This window comes from Bacillota bacterium, from assembly GCA_024655925.1.
Lineage (GTDB): Bacteria > Bacillota > DTU025 > DTU025 > JANLFS01 > JANLFS01.
In genome coordinates this window covers 10,040-25,836 of record JANLFS010000032.1, presented here as the reverse complement: position 1 = coordinate 25,836, position 15,797 = coordinate 10,040, and the positions used below count along the sequence as shown (strand labels likewise).

Here is a 15,797-nt window from a genome sequence, read left to right as displayed (position 1 = left end):
CGCCACTGCCAACGCGCTTCTGAAGGCCTCGGCGTTCGCCGGGTCCGCGCCCACGAAAACCAAAGCCATTTCTCGGGTAGTCATAGGATCAACTCCATAGGATAGATGTTGGAAGGCCTCGATTCTTTTCGACCAATGTCTTGCGTTCCCTTCCTGTTCTGGATACTGGGTGATCAACCACCAGCCCTGCCAGGGCACCAAACCGAACCTGAAGCCGTTTTGCCCGCCCATACCTGGGCAATGTTGTGCTCATTTACGCTAGCTCACCCGGCCTCCTCCGGTCGCCGTTTGCATGGATATGCATTTTGATGGTATTATTATCGAAATTGTTGCAGTCTGCCTGCCATGGGAGGTCTTCATCATGATTCATCAGACTGGTCCAGTCAAGAAAGTGGTGCTCGCGTACTCCGGGGGGCTAGATACCTCGGTCGCCATAAAGTGGATCCAGGACAAGTACGGGGCCGAGGTCGTCGCTCTGGCAGTGGACGTCGGAGCGAAGAAGGATCTGGAAGCCATCAAAAAGAAGGCTCTGGCCATTGGGGCGGTCAAATCTCTGGTGACCGACGCTCGGCAGACGTTTGTCCTCAACTACGTCTACCCAAGCCTGAAGGCGAACGCCATGTATGAGGGGAAGTACCCCCTCACCGCGGCACTTTCGCGCCCGCTCATTTCCCAGCTGCTTGTTGACGCGGCCCACCGGGAAGGCGCGGACGCCGTCGCCCATGGATGCACCGGAAAAGGCAACGACCAGGTCCGGTTCGATGTCTCGATCCAGGCTCTGGATCCCGCGCTCAGGATCATCGCGCCTGTGCGCGAGTGGCCGATGTCCAGGGAAGAAGAGATCGAGTACGCAAAGGCAAACAACATCCCTGTCCCTGTAACAGTGAAGAGCCCTTACAGCGTCGACGAGAACCTGTGGGGCAGAAGCGCCGAGTGTGGTGTTCTCGAGAACCCCTGGACCGAGCCGCCGCCGGACGTATACACGATGACCACCGACCCTGTGCACGCGCCTGCAGAGCCTGAGTACCTGGATATCACTTTCGACCGCGGCGTGCCGGTGCAGATCAACAACGAGCACATGAACCCGGTGGATATGATCGAGACCCTGAACGCCATCGCCGGGAAGCATGGTGTGGGCCGGGTGGACATGGTTGAGAACCGCCTGGTAGGCATCAAATCGCGTGAGATATACGAGGCTCCTGCCGCTTCTGTGCTGATCGCCGCCCACCAGGATCTCGAGAGTCTCACCATGCCTAGAGAGATGCTGCACTTCAAGAAGCTCGTGGAGCAGAAGTACTCTGAGCTAGTTTACTTCGGCCTCTGGTATTCACCACTCCGTGAGGCTTTGGATGCCTTCATCAATGAGACTCAGAAGACCGTGACGGGTACGGTGAAGGTCAAGCTCTTCCGAGGCTCCTGCACTGTAGTGGGCCGTCGTTCCCCGTATTCTCTCTACGACTACGCTCTGGCTACTTACGACCGGGGCGATACTTTCGACCATAGTGCCGCCGTCGGGTTCATCCAGATCTGGGGTCTGCCAACCAAGATCGCCAGGCAGGCAGGTCCGAGGATCCCCATGAGGGCTGTCAGCACATCCGGGACAGGTGGGAAGTGCTGCGAGTGAAGCTCTGGGAAGGCCGCACGGACGGGCGCGTGGACGAATCCGTCCACAAGTTCATGGCTTCGCTCCCCTTCGATGTCCGCCTCTTCAGGGAGGACATCGAGGGGAGCATTGCTCATGCACGCATGCTGGGAGCGCAAGGGATCATCACCCCAGACGAGTCCAACCTGATCGTGGACGGGCTGACTCGCATCCTGGCGGAGATGGAGACAGGCAGTTTCCGATTCGAGCCCGAGGACGAAGATATCCACACCGCAGTGGAGCGGGCGCTCACAGTGATGGTGGGAGACGCCGGAAAGAAGCTCCACACAGGGCGGAGCCGCAACGACCAGGTGGCCTTGGACATGCGCCTATGGTGCATCCGCCGGATCGACGAGATGGTGGCCGCCGCAAAGAGGCTCCAGTCCGTGCTGGTCAGTATTGCGGAACGGCACACGGACGCGGTAATGCCTGGATACACCCACATGCAGCACGCGCAGACAGTCACCCTGGGCCACCATGTCATGGCGTACTTCTGGATGCTGGAACGAGACCGGGGCAGGCTTCTGGACTGCCGGACCCGGACGGACGTGATGCCCCTGGGCGCAGGAGCACTGGCGGGTACCACCTACCCGCTGGACCGGGAGTTCGTCGCACGGCAGCTTGGGTTCTCCAGGGTGTCCGAGAACAGCCTGGACACCGTGTCCGACCGCGACTTCGCGCTTGAACTCGTTGCGGCGTGCGCCCTCATCATGACCCATCTGTCGAGGCTCGCCGAGGAAATCGTCCTCTGGTCCTCGCAAGAGTTTGGCTTCATCGAGCTCGCAGACGAGTTCACTACAGGCTCCAGCATCATGCCCCAGAAGAAGAACCCTGACTCCGCGGAACTGATCCGGGGCAAGTCAGGCCGGGTGGTAGGGGATCTCGTCTCCCTCCTGACTACGATGAAAGCCCTCCCTCTCGCATACAACCGCGACATGCAGGAGGACAAGGAGAGACTGTTCGACGCGGTCGACACAGTCCTTGGGGCGCTCGGGGTCATGGCCCCGCTGCTCGAGACCGCGCGCTTCCAGACTGAGCGGATGTCCCGCGCAGCCGGGACCGGCTTCACCGCCGCCACCGATATCGCGGACTACCTCGTCCGCCATGGGATGCCTTTTCGCGACGCGCACCACCTCGTCGGCCGGATAGTGAGAGATTGCGCGACCCGCGGGGTTGAGCTCGACGCTCTCGCCCCGTCCGACTGGATGGCATACTCCCCCCTTCTCACGCCTGACGTGCGGGAGATGATGACCCCTGCGGCGTCTGTCGCCAGTCGTTCCCTCCCCGGAGGCCCGGCCCCGTCGGAAGTCAGACGTCAGATTGCGCAGGCGCGCAAGCTCCTCGGTCTCTCATCCTGAAGTCTCTCAATCCCCCCTGTCCGCCCTCGCACTGGAAGGACTTCCTGGTGTGGTGGCGAATATCTGGCTCTGGCAAATTCCTTCACATTCAACCGATGGGGGGATTTCAGTTGAGGAGGACTCTTACCTGGGCCCTCGCCGCTCTCATCTGCTTGTCCGGCACATTCACGATGGGAGTCGCGGCGCAGCCGAAGATCGAGGACGAGTTGGTCCTGATCACCCCGGTTGCCAAGTTTGTGGTCGACGCCGCCCTCGCGGAGTTTGTCAAGTATGCGAAAGAGACCTGGGGAGTAACACTGAAGGCCTCCGCCACCAACGCAGGGACCCCAATCTGTTATGGTAAGATAGTCGAATGGAACGGCCGCCCTCAGGCCGACATCTTCTGGGGTGGCGAGAGCGTTCTATTTGAGTCTCTCATCGCTCAAGGCCTCATCCAGAAGCATGAGGTTCCTCAAGACCTCATCTCTCAGGTTCCCCAGCACATCGGAACTCCCAAACCTCTCCCCCTGCGCGACGCCGCAGGGTACTGGGTCGGCACCGCCCTCGAGCCCTACGGGCTCATCTATCATCCAAAGGTCCTCCAGAGGCTCGGGGTGAGCGAGATCAAGGCCTGGGACGATCTTCTGAACCCGAAGCTTAAGGGGTGGGTCGCCCAATGCACTCCCGACCGGTCCAGCTCGAGCCATGCGTCCTATGAGGTCATTTTACAGATGTACGGCTGGGAAAAGGGCTGGCAATACATCGAGCGGCTGGCGGCCAACACCGGGCAGTTCGTTGCGAGAAGCCGCGACGTTCCGTCAGTAGTCGCGAAGGGTGAATACGGAGTCGGGTTTGCCGTCCCAAGCTACATGGCTTTTGAAGAAGTCCTGAACGGTTACCCGCTCAAGTTCGTCGCGCCCCCCAACTGCTATGTCACCCCCGAGCCGATATCGGTCCTTGCCGGTTGCCCGCACCCTGTCGCCGCCAAGGCGTTCATCGCCTTCCTGCTGACCGAGCGTGGGCAGAAGGTGTTCATGGAGCGGGGTCTGTTCCCCATCACGCCCAAGTACCGAGTCTCTGGCGCTCCGGGCTCGACGGCGGAGCGAGCGGTTGAGTTCACCGGCGGGGTCAGGTCCTACTTCGACCAGCCTGTCGCCAACGTGTACGACCACCAGCTCGCCGGGGACCGGACTGAGCAGGTCAATGACTACTTCAGGCGGAACATCATGGAACAGTGGGATGCGATCAAGAAGAAGTACTAGACGGCCCGGCCGTCCGGGGTTGAGTCCGGCGGCATACATACCAGAGTACCATCCGCTGCGGGCGGGAATCATCCCGCCCGCAGTCTGTGACCATGTAGAACCTCGAGCGAACGAGGTGAATTAGAAGTGAAGATCACGCTCTCGGGTGTAACCAAGCGGTTTGCGAGTGTAGAGGCTCTCCGTCGGGTAGACGTGGTAATCGAGGACGGAGAACTCTTCACGCTTCTCGGGCCGTCGGGGTGCGGGAAGACCACAACCCTCAGGCTCATAGCCGGCTTCTATGACCCCGACGAAGGACAGATCTACTTCGAGGACCGGCTCATGAACGGGATTCCCACTGCCAAGAGGAACATCGGCATCGTTTTTCAGAATTTCGCCCTGTGGCCACACATGTCTGTCTTCCACAATATCGCATACGGTCTCAAGTTCAGGCGGATGGATTCGAGGTCCATATCAGACGCGGTGGAGCAGGCCCTGCACAAGGTGGGCCTGTCCGGGCTGGGCGCCAGGTTCCCCGGGCAGCTCTCAGGAGGCCAGCAGCAGAGAGTGGCCCTCGCCCGCGCTCTTGTACTCAACCCCGATGTCCTGCTGCTCGACGAGCCACTGTCTAGCCTCGACGCCAAGGTCCGGGTGAGGCTCCGAGCGGAGATCCGAAAGCTCCAGCAGGAGTTAGGTATCACCACGGTCTATGTCACTCACGACCAAGAGGAGGCACTGACCCTCTCCGACCGGATCGCCGTGATGCACGAAGGCCTGATCCAGCAGATCGGCACACCGCGCGAGCTGTATGAACGGCCTGCCACCAGGTTCGTCGCGGATTTCATAGGCACGAACAACCTTCTCCCCGGGACTGTGGAAGTCGTCACAGGCCTCGAGTACCGCGTGAAGACCCCCATCGGGGACCTCATCGGGGTTTCCGCCCACGGCCTCCCCGCGGGGGCGGCGTGCTGCGTTGCGGTAAGGCCGGAGAACATGGCCATCGGGCGGGACGCCGCGGCCCCCACCGGCAATGGATCTGCTGCCGCGAACACCGCGTCTGGTCGCGTGGGATTCTATTCGTATATGGGGAGCACCTTGAGGTACGAGATTGAGACAGAGGCGGGGCCCGTCCTCAAGGTGGATATAAAGGACCCGTGGCACCACGAGATCATTCCCATAGGGACGGCAGTGTGGATGAGCTTCGCCAAGACAGCCACTCTCCTCATCCCGGAGGGGCGGTGATCTCATGCGACAGTCCAGGATCCATCAGACAGAGTCCCGGTCGGCGCTGGCCCGTTTCGCGGCCAAGGCGAACCCAGCTGTGTGGCCGATCTTCATCTTTCTCGCGCTCTTCATCATCTTCCCGTTCATCAAGCTCTTCTACGACGCTTTCACCACGAGGCAGGGTGCGTTCACCCTTCAGCACTTCGTGGACTTCTTCCGCGACCCCTACTACATGAAGTCCTTGCGTAACTCACTCACCCTGGGAGTGGCCACGGTGGCTACGACCTCGGTGATCGGGTTCATCGTTGCATACGTTCTCGTCAGGTATGAGTTCCCAGGTCGCAGGCTCTTCTCCTACCTGACCGTGGTCCCTATCGTCATGCCTCCGCTCGTGGGGGTCATGGGGTTCATCTTCATCCTGGGACGGGCTGGAACCTTGAACGTAATCCTCATGGATTACCTCGGCCTCATGAGGCCGATCAACTTCATCTACGGCTGGCATGGGCTCTTGCTCGTCGAAACCCTCCACCTCTTCCCCCTGATTTCGCTGAATGTAGTGGACGCGTTGGGGAAGATCGACGCGTCCCTTGAGGAGGCCGCGGAGAGCGTCGGGTCTGTAGGGCTCCGGAAGACTTTGGATGTGACCATCCCTCTGACTACTCCGGGGTTCGTCACAGGGGCGCTGCTCGTCTTCATATGGGCATTCGCGGATTTCGCCACCCCTCTTGTCGTAGGGCTCCAGGATTTCCTTGCCTCCCAGGCCTATCTCAACATCGTACAGTTCATCGACAAGAGGCTCTTCCAGATGGGGATCAGCATAGGCGTGGTGATGATTCTCCTCTCAGTCGTCTTCCTCTTCGTTGCCAAGAAGTACGTCTCGCTTCGGGACTACAGCTCGCTCTCGTACCGTCCCGTTGAGCGGCGCATCTTGCGCGGGCTCGCGAGGTTCGCAGTCCCCGCCTTTCTCACGATCCTGACGGTTCTGGCATTCATACCTTACCTCGGTGTGACCCTCGCGGCATTCGGCCGGGCCTGGTCCCTCACGCCGTTCCCGACGTCGTATACACTTCACCATTTCAACCGTGTGATAGTGGAGACGCCCAAATATATCGTAAATACCTTCCTCTACTGCGGGCTCGCAGTGATCCTCTGCATTGTGGTGGGCGTCCCGGTGGCCTGGATCCTCGCTCGGACCAAGATGAGAACCCGTGGATTCCTGGACTCCCTCATCACCCTGGTCCTGGCCTTGCCCGGCACCGCCCTGGGCATCGCATACATCCGAGCCTTCAATGTCCCACTCCCCGGGGTCGGCATAGCCCTCACAGGGCTTTGGATCATCATCCCCCTCGTGCTCGCGGTGAGGAGGCTTCCGTACACCGTCCGCTCCACTTATGGGTCGTTGCTAGTAATCCACAGGTCCCTCGAAGAGGCCGCGGCCTCCGTCGGCGCGAGCGGCGCCAGGACCTTTTTGGATATCACGCTCCCTCTCATCTGGAAAGGCGTGCTCGCGGGGGCGTTGTTTTCGTTCATGACCTCGATCCAGGAATCCGCTGCGACAATCCTCTTGGCCATCCCAGGTTGGGAGACCATGACCGTGGGTATATTCGCGTTCTATACCTCCGGCTCCATCAACGACGCGGCTGCTTTGGGTGTCATCCTCATCGCCGTGGGGTCCTTGACCCTGCTTGTCATCAACAGGCTCGCGGGGGCGAGAGCTGGAGGCTTCTTCGGGTAGACGTCAACAAGGGGGAGACTTAAGAATTGCTGAACCGGCCTGAGTGCATAACCTGTGTCCTTGACGACCTCGTCGCGGCGGCGAGGTCGTCTGGGATGTGTGAGAACGAGATCTTCTCCCTGGTCAGGGAGGCGATGGCAGGCCTGGCCACTACCTTCGGGCCGGGGGATCTCCCGTCCTACGCCATAACCGACGTTCACAGGCTACTCAAGCGTAAGCTCGGGGAATCCGTACTCTTCCGCGAGAGACGCCGCCTGGCGAACATGGTCTGCCGGGAGGTTGAAGCCGGGCTGGCCCAGGAGGTCCGTGACATGGATCCCGACTCCCGCCTGGCCGCACTCGCAAGGTGGGCCGTGGCCGGGAACTCCATGGACTTCCGCACAGTGGGCACAGGCTACGAATTTGGTCCGGAAGACGTGCGCCGCTTTCTCGAAGAGTACGTGTCCCGGCCCCTCCTGATCGACGACACTCCCGATCTGATCGCATCAGCGCGGCCCGGCGCCAAGGTCGTCTACATCATGGACAACGTGGGCGAGATCGCTTTCGACACCCTGCTAGTCTCCGAGCTTCGGGCTCGAGGTTGCACAGTCACAGCCGTGGTGAAGTCGGGCGCCATCACAAGTGACGCCGTCATGGAAGACGCAGTCCTGGTCGGCTTGGACTCCGCGGCGAACGAGGTCATAACCTCGGGCGGGGAAACCCTGGGCACGAGTAACCGCGAGATGTCAGCGGAGTTCCGTTCGAGACTCCGCGAGGCCGACATCGTGATATCCAAAGGGCAGGCCAATTTCTATGCCATGACCGATCCAATCGACGGGATTGCTGCCGACATTTTTTGCCTTTTTACCATGAAATGTGGTTATGCGGCAGCACACCTCGGGCTCAAATGCAAAGGGCCTGTCGCGGTCCGCCTGGCCCGCCACTCAGCCTGAATAATAAGACTTCGGCGGATGCCCTCGCCAGGATGGGTCAGAAACTGCGGGAGGTCATGGCGGCGTTCACTATGTAGCGGTGCAAGCGCAATGCTACACTAAGGATTTCAAAGAGTCCGCCGATACTACAAGGTAGCTGGCAAGTTATGTGCCTGTCAGCTGCCTTTGATTTCTTTTCAGGAGGTGTCCCCATGGCGGCACTCTTTCGGAACATGCGTATCAGAACCAAGGTGGTTGCGACCGTGGCTCTCTTGGTTGCGGGCATGGCCGGCGTAGGGTGGTTCTGCCTCGCCAAGCTAGACCAGGGCAATGCCAGGACCGAGGATGTGTCCGGGGTCAGGCTCCCCGGGGCGAGGCTCGTGGGCAACCTGAGAGTGACAGCCTCGGACCTAACGAGCAACCTGCTTCAACATATCGTCTCCACTATGGAGGCAGAACACGACAACTTCGAGGCCAAGATGAGCCAGGGCGCGGCCGCGTTCGAGCAAGACCTCTCGTCCCTCGCGGGGCTGTTGAAGACCGAAGAGAGCCAGGCCACCCTGGCGTCCTTGGGCCGGGAATGGCAGAACCTCGTGTCGATCACAAACCAGATCGCAAGCCAATCCCGGGCAGGACAACCCGACTTCGCCCTTGCCCTCATGCGCAGCAGGGCCACTGGTGCTCGAAGCCTGGTGATGGGCCTTCTGGACAAACTAGCCGAACAGATCGACACGGAATCCGCCGAAGTCTTCGCCCAGGGAAGGCAGGAAGCGGCCTCAGCCCGTAAGTCCACGATAGCGCTGGTTTCAGTGGTGGGAGTCATTGGGCTGGCCCTCGGCCTCGTAACGGCCCACGGGATCGCCCGCCCCCTCGTGGCGCTCGTCGGGATCGCCAACCGTGTTGCGGAGGGGGATCTCTCCGAAGTGCCCGACTCTCGGGCCACGGACGAAGTCGGACTCCTGGCGCAGGCGGTGGGACAAATGGTCAGATCCCTTAGGTCGCTCGTGCGGGATGTCGTATCCGCTGCGGGACAAGTGGGGAGCACAGGTAAGGAGTTGTCCGCCGGCGCAGTGCAGTCAGCCAGGGCCGTGCAGCAGATCTCCGAGACCATACAACAGCTGGCCGCAGGGGCCGAGTCAGGCAGTGCGAGCGCCACAGAGACCGCGTCTTTCATGGACCAGTTGAACCGGGCCATCGACCGAGTTGCAGCCGGGACCGAGTCGCAAGTCAAGGCCACTCACGAAGCCTCAAGCCTGGTCCTGGGCATGCGTTCCTACCTGGATGAGACCCTGAGGCTTCTTGAAAAGGTGGGATCATCGGCTGGCAGAAGCGCCGAGGTGGCAGCAAGAGGCGGGCAGTCAGTCCAGGACGTTATTGCCAGCATGGATCGGATCAAGGCCACCACGGACAACGTCGCCCAGAGGATCGGAGAGCTCGACCGGCACTCTCAGGAGATCGGTCGAATCCTCGAGGTCATCGACGATATCGCGGAGCAGACGAACCTCTTGGCTCTCAACGCGGCGATAGAGGCCGCCCGCGCGGGAGAACACGGGCGCGGATTTGCGGTCGTCGCGGATGAAGTCCGCAAGCTTGCCGAGCGGTCCTCTAAGGAGACCAAAGCCATCTCCGACCTAGTAGAATCGGTCAAGGAGCGCACGGCGAAAGCTGTCGGAGCCATCAAAGATGGAACGCAGGAGGTTGAGAGCGGGAGTTCCATAGCGCGTGCGGCAGGGAGCGCTCTGTCGGAGATAGCCGCTGGAGCCCAAGAAGTCGCTGGCCTCGTGGCTAACCTGGTCGCATCGGCACAGGCACTCGGAGCCGCCGCCGAAGGCGTGGACCGGGCGATGCGCGATGTGGTGGCCGTGGCGGAGCAGAACACAGCCTCTACTCAGCAAATGTCCGCGAGTGTGGTAGAGGTGAAGACCGCCATAGACAACGTCGCAGCTCTGTCCGAGGAGAGTGCCGCTGGGGTTGGAGAAGTGTCGGCATCCGCCGAAGAGATGAACGCAGCTGCCAGGGAAGTTGCTTCGCTTGCGGAGTCCCTCGTGGCAGTGGGCCGGACCCTGGAGAAGACCGTGGCGGCCTTCAAGCTCTGACACAGAACGGTTGGGCTCGGAGCGTGTGGGATCGCTGCACCGAGTTGTGGTGCGCTCCGGGCCCTCTTCATCTATCCCATTCCAGAGGCATCCCTTATGACCTCGGCAAGCGCTCTGATTCCCGGGCGTATCTCCTCGAGTGGCACGGAGCTGAACGACAGGCGCATGCAGTCACGGGACCCGCCCGCGATGTCGAACCGCGCCCCGGGAGCAAACTCCACGCCCCGGGCCCTGGCGGCTGGGAGCAGCGATTCTGTGTCCGCGACCCCTGGCACCCGGACCCACACAAACAGCCCACCTCTCGTTCCGGTGCAAGTTGTCCCAGCCGGGAAGTACTCCTCCACTGCCTCCAACACGGCCTCCCGTCGTTTGAAGTACACGGTACGCATGCGTCTCACATTCTGATCGAGATAACCTCGGTTCCAGAAGTCATACGCGGCCACCTGCAGGACCAGGCTGGTATCCAGGTCTGATATGCGTTTGGCATTCACCAGCGAATTCACCAGCTCTGGGCATGCTGCGATCCATCCGAGCCGGATTCCGGGGAACAAGATCTTGGAGAGAGACCCCATGTACAAGGTCCTTCCCTCCGAGTCCAGGGCACTCATGGGCGGAATGAGGTGGCCCGGGTAAGCCAGGGCGTCCGAAAACCCATCTTCCGCCACTGCGCAGTTATGCTCGCGGGCAAGAGAGATGATCCTCCGCCTCGTCTCATAGGACATGGTCAGACCCGTCGGGTTGTGACAGGTGGGCATCAGGTACATAAGCTTGACCCGGCGTGAGGACACTATTGCTCGTGCCGCCTCGAGGTCAAAGCCGTCCCCCTCCACCCCCACCGGCAGGATCTCAGCTCCGGTATGCGCCAACCTGCTCGCGCTCGGTGGGTAAGTGGGGTTCTGAATGACGACTGCGTCGCCGGGATTGAGAAGCGTCATAGCAACCAGATTGACAGCCTGCTGGCTTCCTGACGTCACGATCACCCCGTCACGCTCGGTCGGGACCCCCACCTCAGACATCTCCCTGGCAATCAGGGCACGAAGGGGCCTGTATCCCTGGGGATCACCGTACTCCAGCACTCGCCGGCCTTCTATGGAGTAGGCCCAGTTCAAAGAGTGTCTGAACCTCTGGGAGGATTCCTCATCGATGTGTGGGCAGAGACTCGCAAAATCTGTGACAGTCCTGCCACCGCCGCTCGATGCCGACACGCGGCGCGCAGAGAGCAGCCGGTTGACCTTGAGCATCCCGTCTGAGAGCAGGGCACTCCAGTCCGGCGCTCTCCGCGCCGCGGGCAGAGGACCGACGCCGGCTCGTGCCGGCGCCACAAAGCTCCCGCGGCCCACAGAGCTTTCTATCGTCCCGAGGGCCGCGAGCTCGTCGTAGGCCTGGACAACCACAGCCCTGCTGACTCCGAGTGAATCAGCGAGATCCCGTGTCGGGGGAAGGCGAACACCCGGGGGCAACGCGCCCTGGGAAACAAGATCTCTGATCTGGTCTCTGATCTGCGCAAACAAGGGTTCCCGAGACCGACGATCGAGTTTCAGGTACATTCTTTCTCGCCCTCTCGACACGCTCTTTCCATTGAAGTTTCGCCGACTCCACCAGTCTATCCTGTTCGGCCGCGGCCAACAGGTCTCTCTCTCTGAGCTTCGCCATCGCCCACATCAGTTCCGGATGGGGAAACACCTCAACCACCTCCGACCTGATTCTCGCACGCCAGAAAGATCACTTCGACGTCCATGAAGCAACGGCTTCAGCGGAATATTGGTCCGGTGGTGAGCAGGGTGGAATGACACATCTTCGCGAGGGTTGGTAATAATAATGGGGCAGGAGGTGTAATCTACTTGTGCCCCAGCGGGAAGCAGCTCTACTATGCCGCCCTCGTACGTGAGGCGGCGGCCCGCCGCGCTAAAGATGATGTCTCTACATTCGAGGAGGTTTCAACTGTGGAAGATAGCACGTTTGAGGAACTTGGGAGGAAGTCCCTGGCTGCGTTTACAAACATACTTGACACGCTCTCTGGGGCCCGTGCGCACGGGTCCACAGTGGAAGCTGTGGCCCTGAGGCGGTCCCTCGAAGACCAGATGACGCAGATATCCGAGTCCGTCGACGCCCTTCGGCGAGATCTGCAAGCCTTTGCAAGCAGGACTGACAGGATACTTCTCGATCTCCTGAAACGAGTTGAGGCACGGGAGAGTCGGGGGCCCGGGGTTGCAGGCCCGGGGATTGCGACTCTTGCACTCACCGCAAGTGGGACTGACGTTTCTCCTTCCGAGAAACCCGACCGGCCGGCCAAGAGTTACGAGAGAGTCCCCAAGGAGCAGACTAGACAGAAGATCCTTGAGGCCGCGCGCAAGCTCGCGGCTGGGGGCAAGAAGGTGACTCTCGCTGAGTGCGCCAGGGCGGCTGGGGTAGCCTACTACAAAGCGGTCTATGCGTGTAAAGAATCCCGGGAGCTCAGCGAGATCATGAGCGTGTGAGGGAGGCGGGGTTCGCGAAGGGCGGAGTTCGCGAAACCCCGCAGCACGCCGCGGGGTGTCTCATTGGCTGAATTCACATGTGGGCTGATCCGGCCTAAGCCATTCGGCCCACCCAACTACCTGCCTGTCACCAACCGCTCGACCATCCAGTCCCCGATGGTATTGTAGACCTCGTCAGGGACCTTCGTGGGGTTGTGCGGGTCGAAATCCGGGTTGTTGTAAGGCCAGGCCATCATCTCGTGGCCTATCATAGGCAAGTGCACCACGGTGACGTCCGGGTTCCCAGCCTCCCGAAGAGCCATGCCCAGAACATCTGCATGATACGGCTTCACCTTCAGGTCCTTGTCTCCCTGGATGATGAGGACCGGCACCCGCACCTTCTGAATCGTGGCAATGGGGTCATGAATCATGTGCTCCCTGAGCCAGTCCAGGTTGAACGACGGGACTACGGAAGTCTCCTTCCCGTCTTTCGCATCTTGGATCAGCTGCTTAACCATAGGCATCGTGCTCGCCGCCAGGGCGCGAGACCTCTCATCGAGTTCCTCATGGCTAGCCTGGTACTCAACTTGCTCCACCATGATCTGATCCAGCGGGGTTGACGCGCCCGCGATCACTATACACCCAGCGATCTCAGGGTCTGCCGCGGCCACCGCCGGGGCGATGTACCCGCCTTCACTGTGGCCCAACACCACTATGCGAGATCGATCGATCGAGGGATGCGCTTTGAGGTAGGCGATCAACGCCTCTACGTCCCCTATGAGGTCGGAAAGAAGTGCCGCCTCGTTGCTGCCCGTGCTCTTCCCCACGCCCCGCTCGTCGTAACGCATCACCGCTATTCCCGCCGACGCGTACCGCTCAGCCATATGCCGGAACATGTAAGTCATGAAGACCGGCGGAGTGTTTCCGTCCCGGTCCTGCGGGCCGCTGCCGGAGTTGAGAAAAACCGCAGGGTACGGGCCGGTGCCCTCCGCCGGGATCGTCAATGTTCCCGCGAGTTCGATATCGCCATTCTTCACGACGAACTCCTCTTCGGTATAGGGCAACCCCTGTGCGGAAGACTCCGCCTTCCGCGCCTGGGCGTGCGCTCGGGCGAGAGCATCGTAGTCCTCCCTGACAACCCTCAACTGCTGAGCGGGAAACTGCAACTCCACCATGCGGCCATCTGCGTCTACGAAGGCAGTAAGGCCAAAGACCTTTGTTACGACTATACGGAATTCGGTGAGCGGAATTGGGGTGCCTTCAGCGACTGGCCCGACTATCTCGATTGTGGCCTCTCCCGAGCTCATGGCGGACGGGATCAAGACCTCCTGGCATTGGGTCCCTCCGGCAGCACGGTCATAGGCGTCGAGCATCAGCTGGTAGTGGTAGAAGATGTTGCTCTCCACGACCGTAGGAGGCCCGTCGAACGTCAGTGTCTTTTTCAAGCCCACCACTTCGACGGTGACTTCGCGTTCTCCAATGGCGGCTGTGATAGTCTGCGGCCCTGCGGCCAGCTTGTATGAGGTCCAAGCGCCCGGCCTCCCGTACAGGCTGACCTCGGCACGGCTTGTGGTGCCCATGAACGATAGCTCCACTACAGAAAACGCGCCCTTTTCATCAAGCCGGAACTCTTCAGTGCCGATCTGGGTTTCGCCCATGTAGATCAAGAACTTGCCCTCGTCCGTCTTGACCTGATCCGCCGCCCGAGCGACCGCGGCCGCGCCGGGCCCCGTCAACATGAGAGCGAGAGCCAAACCGAAAACCAGCGCCGGTCTCCCTCTGGTGGTTACAATCCTCACTCGCGGTCTCCACCTTTCCTTCCGTTTCTGCTTCTGCCCGCATGCCCGGACACGATCTCGGTGATGGCGCACAGCGCCAGCCCAAGTCTTCTGAGATCCTCCTCCGGAAGTGTCGAGAACCATGACTCAAGCCGCCGGACGAAGAACTCGTTGATTCGGTCGAGAAGGCCCCGCCCGGCTTCGGTCAACTCTAATGAGATTCTCCGCCTATCGCGGGGATCCTCCGACCGCCGGACTAGCCCTTCGGCAACCATTCGATCGATCGTCACTGAAAGCCCCGATGCCGAGACATCCGCGTCCCGCGCAAGATCTTTCAACCTCACCCCCGGGTTGTCCGCTATGAGCTCGAGAAGGTTGATGCGACCCACTGCGATGCCGATCTCCTGCTTGAGAGCTTCCTCCACAAGTTCCCGGAATACCGGGTTGACCACCTTGGGCATGTGCATGAACACCTCAGCCACGCGGCGGCTGTCCCACGAGTCGTGCACGTTCGGCGCCTCCCGTCCAGAACCATTCGGAATCGCAATTATTCTGTTCCCCATACATTCTCATGTCAACATGTTTTGGAGCCGCTGTTACTGTCTGCGACATTGTCACTCCACAACACGACTGAGATAATGTCACCCATGGGGAACGGCAGCATTACCTAGGCACACAAGGTTGGAGAGAGGGTCGGAGTCGTGGACATACCCGCGCACAGGCGGATCACAGCCAGGCGAGCCCCCGCGCGGCCCGGGGCGGCCGCCATTGCCAGTGCCTCCCAAGGTGAAGTCAACGTCGTACCCGAGCGGGCGGCGGCCGAATGGAGCCACCAGATGGCTCCCAGGCCGACGCCCGTCCATGCTGGCATGGGCCAGGCAAACCGGCCCTCTCCGGCCCCCCACCCCCCAGTACCCCACTGGGTATCAACTACGTTGGGGCAATCCCAATTAGTGGTTGATGGCCCTTCGAGACTATGGCAATATATGGATGTGGACAACTTTCAGTGAAAGGAGGCCTCCCCTGCCGACCTCGGCACTCCGCTACCCGTTTCCCCTTGGGTCTGGTCCCGGCCTGTCCGACGTCCATCTCTGCGCAATCCCCTTCCCCGGCCAAGGCCCTGATCTCGTCCCTGTCCCGTTCTGCGAAGGCCGTGTCGAGGTGAGTCTCTCCGACATTCGCGACCTGGCAAAGCCCGAAGGGCAAGTCTGTCCGAGCTGCGAAAGCAAAGAGTTCGTCCGGTACGGAAAGCCCCGGGGCGTGCAAAAGTACAAGTGCAAGCGCTGCCGGACTTACTTGACCGACCTCACCGGCACGGTGATGCACCGCACCCGGCTGCGGGGAAAATGGCTCCAGTACCTCGCGCTGATGACGGAA

At 60.9% G+C, this 15,797-nt stretch carries 12 protein-coding genes; 9 read left to right on the top strand and 3 right to left on the bottom strand.

Annotated elements, in window-relative coordinates:
* Positions 1–361: 361 nt before the first annotated feature.
* The 7 genes from NUW23_06725 (at position 362) to NUW23_06695 (ending at position 10,186) form a co-directional block, all read left to right on the top strand.
* Entirely contained in the window at positions 362–1,624 is a 1,263-nt protein-coding gene (locus NUW23_06725; GenBank protein MCR4425873.1) for an argininosuccinate synthase, read from the top strand.
* Positions 1,621–3,000, top strand: a complete 1,380-nt coding sequence (argH, locus tag NUW23_06720) for an argininosuccinate lyase (protein ID MCR4425872.1) — start codon at positions 1,621–1,623, stop codon at positions 2,998–3,000. The genes NUW23_06725 and argH overlap by 4 nt, the downstream gene beginning before the upstream one ends.
* 110 nt (positions 3,001–3,110) lie before the next feature.
* Positions 3,111–4,241 (top strand): extracellular solute-binding protein, encoded by a 1,131-nt coding sequence (locus NUW23_06715; GenBank protein MCR4425871.1) that lies wholly within the window; start codon positions 3,111–3,113, stop codon positions 4,239–4,241.
* Between the two features lie 126 nt (positions 4,242–4,367).
* Positions 4,368–5,462, top strand: coding sequence for an ABC transporter ATP-binding protein (locus NUW23_06710; protein MCR4425870.1), 1,095 nt, complete (start codon positions 4,368–4,370; stop codon positions 5,460–5,462).
* A 4-nt stretch (positions 5,463–5,466) separates the two neighbouring features.
* Positions 5,467–7,179: an iron ABC transporter permease gene (locus NUW23_06705; protein ID MCR4425869.1), complete on the top strand. Its 1,713-nt coding sequence runs from the start codon at positions 5,467–5,469 to the stop codon at positions 7,177–7,179.
* A gap of 26 nt (positions 7,180–7,205) precedes the next feature.
* Complete coding sequence (locus tag NUW23_06700; protein ID MCR4425868.1) at positions 7,206–8,111, top strand: ARMT1-like domain-containing protein; 906 nt, start codon at positions 7,206–7,208, stop codon at positions 8,109–8,111.
* A gap of 191 nt (positions 8,112–8,302) precedes the next feature.
* Positions 8,303–10,186 carry a methyl-accepting chemotaxis protein gene (locus tag NUW23_06695; GenBank protein ID MCR4425867.1) on the top strand — a complete coding sequence of 628 codons (1,884 nt, stop codon included), beginning with the start codon at positions 8,303–8,305 and terminating at the stop codon, positions 10,184–10,186.
* 71 nt (positions 10,187–10,257) lie between these two features.
* Here the strand turns inward: NUW23_06695 and NUW23_06690 are convergent, their stop codons facing one another.
* On the bottom strand, positions 10,258–11,733 hold the full coding sequence (locus tag NUW23_06690) for a PLP-dependent aminotransferase family protein (GenBank protein MCR4425866.1): 1,476 nt from the start codon (positions 11,731–11,733) through the stop codon (positions 10,258–10,260).
* Positions 11,734–12,027: 294 nt separating this feature from the next.
* Between NUW23_06690 and NUW23_06685 the strand changes: the two genes are divergently transcribed.
* Entirely contained in the window at positions 12,028–12,663 is a 636-nt protein-coding gene (locus tag NUW23_06685; GenBank protein MCR4425865.1) for a hypothetical protein, read from the top strand.
* A 116-nt stretch (positions 12,664–12,779) separates the two neighbouring features.
* Here the strand turns inward: NUW23_06685 and NUW23_06680 are convergent, their stop codons facing one another.
* Together NUW23_06680 and NUW23_06675 are read right to left on the bottom strand one after the other, a co-directional pair.
* Positions 12,780–14,441 carry an alpha/beta fold hydrolase gene (locus NUW23_06680; protein MCR4425864.1) on the bottom strand — a complete coding sequence of 554 codons (1,662 nt, stop codon included), beginning with the start codon at positions 14,439–14,441 and terminating at the stop codon, positions 12,780–12,782.
* Positions 14,438–14,929, bottom strand: a complete 492-nt coding sequence (locus tag NUW23_06675) for a MarR family winged helix-turn-helix transcriptional regulator (GenBank protein ID MCR4425863.1) — start codon at positions 14,927–14,929, stop codon at positions 14,438–14,440. The genes NUW23_06680 and NUW23_06675 overlap by 4 nt, the downstream gene beginning before the upstream one ends.
* 652 nt (positions 14,930–15,581) lie before the next feature.
* On the opposite strand from NUW23_06675, the gene NUW23_06670 reads away from it, so the two are divergent.
* A partial coding sequence (locus NUW23_06670; GenBank protein ID MCR4425862.1) for a transposase occupies positions 15,582–15,797 on the top strand: 216 nt, incomplete at its 3' end.

Excerpts from the sequence above, each read along its gene's own strand:
- NUW23_06725 (MCR4425873.1), top strand. The coding sequence starts at position 362 with ATGATTCATCAGACTGGTCCAGTCAAGAAAGTGGTGCTCGCGTACTCC.
- NUW23_06705 (MCR4425869.1), top strand. The coding sequence starts at position 5,467 with ATGCGACAGTCCAGGATCCATCAGACAGAGTCCCGGTCGGCGCTGGCC.
- NUW23_06695 (MCR4425867.1), top strand. The coding sequence starts at position 8,303 with ATGGCGGCACTCTTTCGGAACATGCGTATCAGAACCAAGGTGGTTGCG.
- NUW23_06690 (MCR4425866.1), bottom strand. The coding sequence starts at position 11,733 with ATGTACCTGAAACTCGATCGTCGGTCTCGGGAACCCTTGTTTGCGCAG.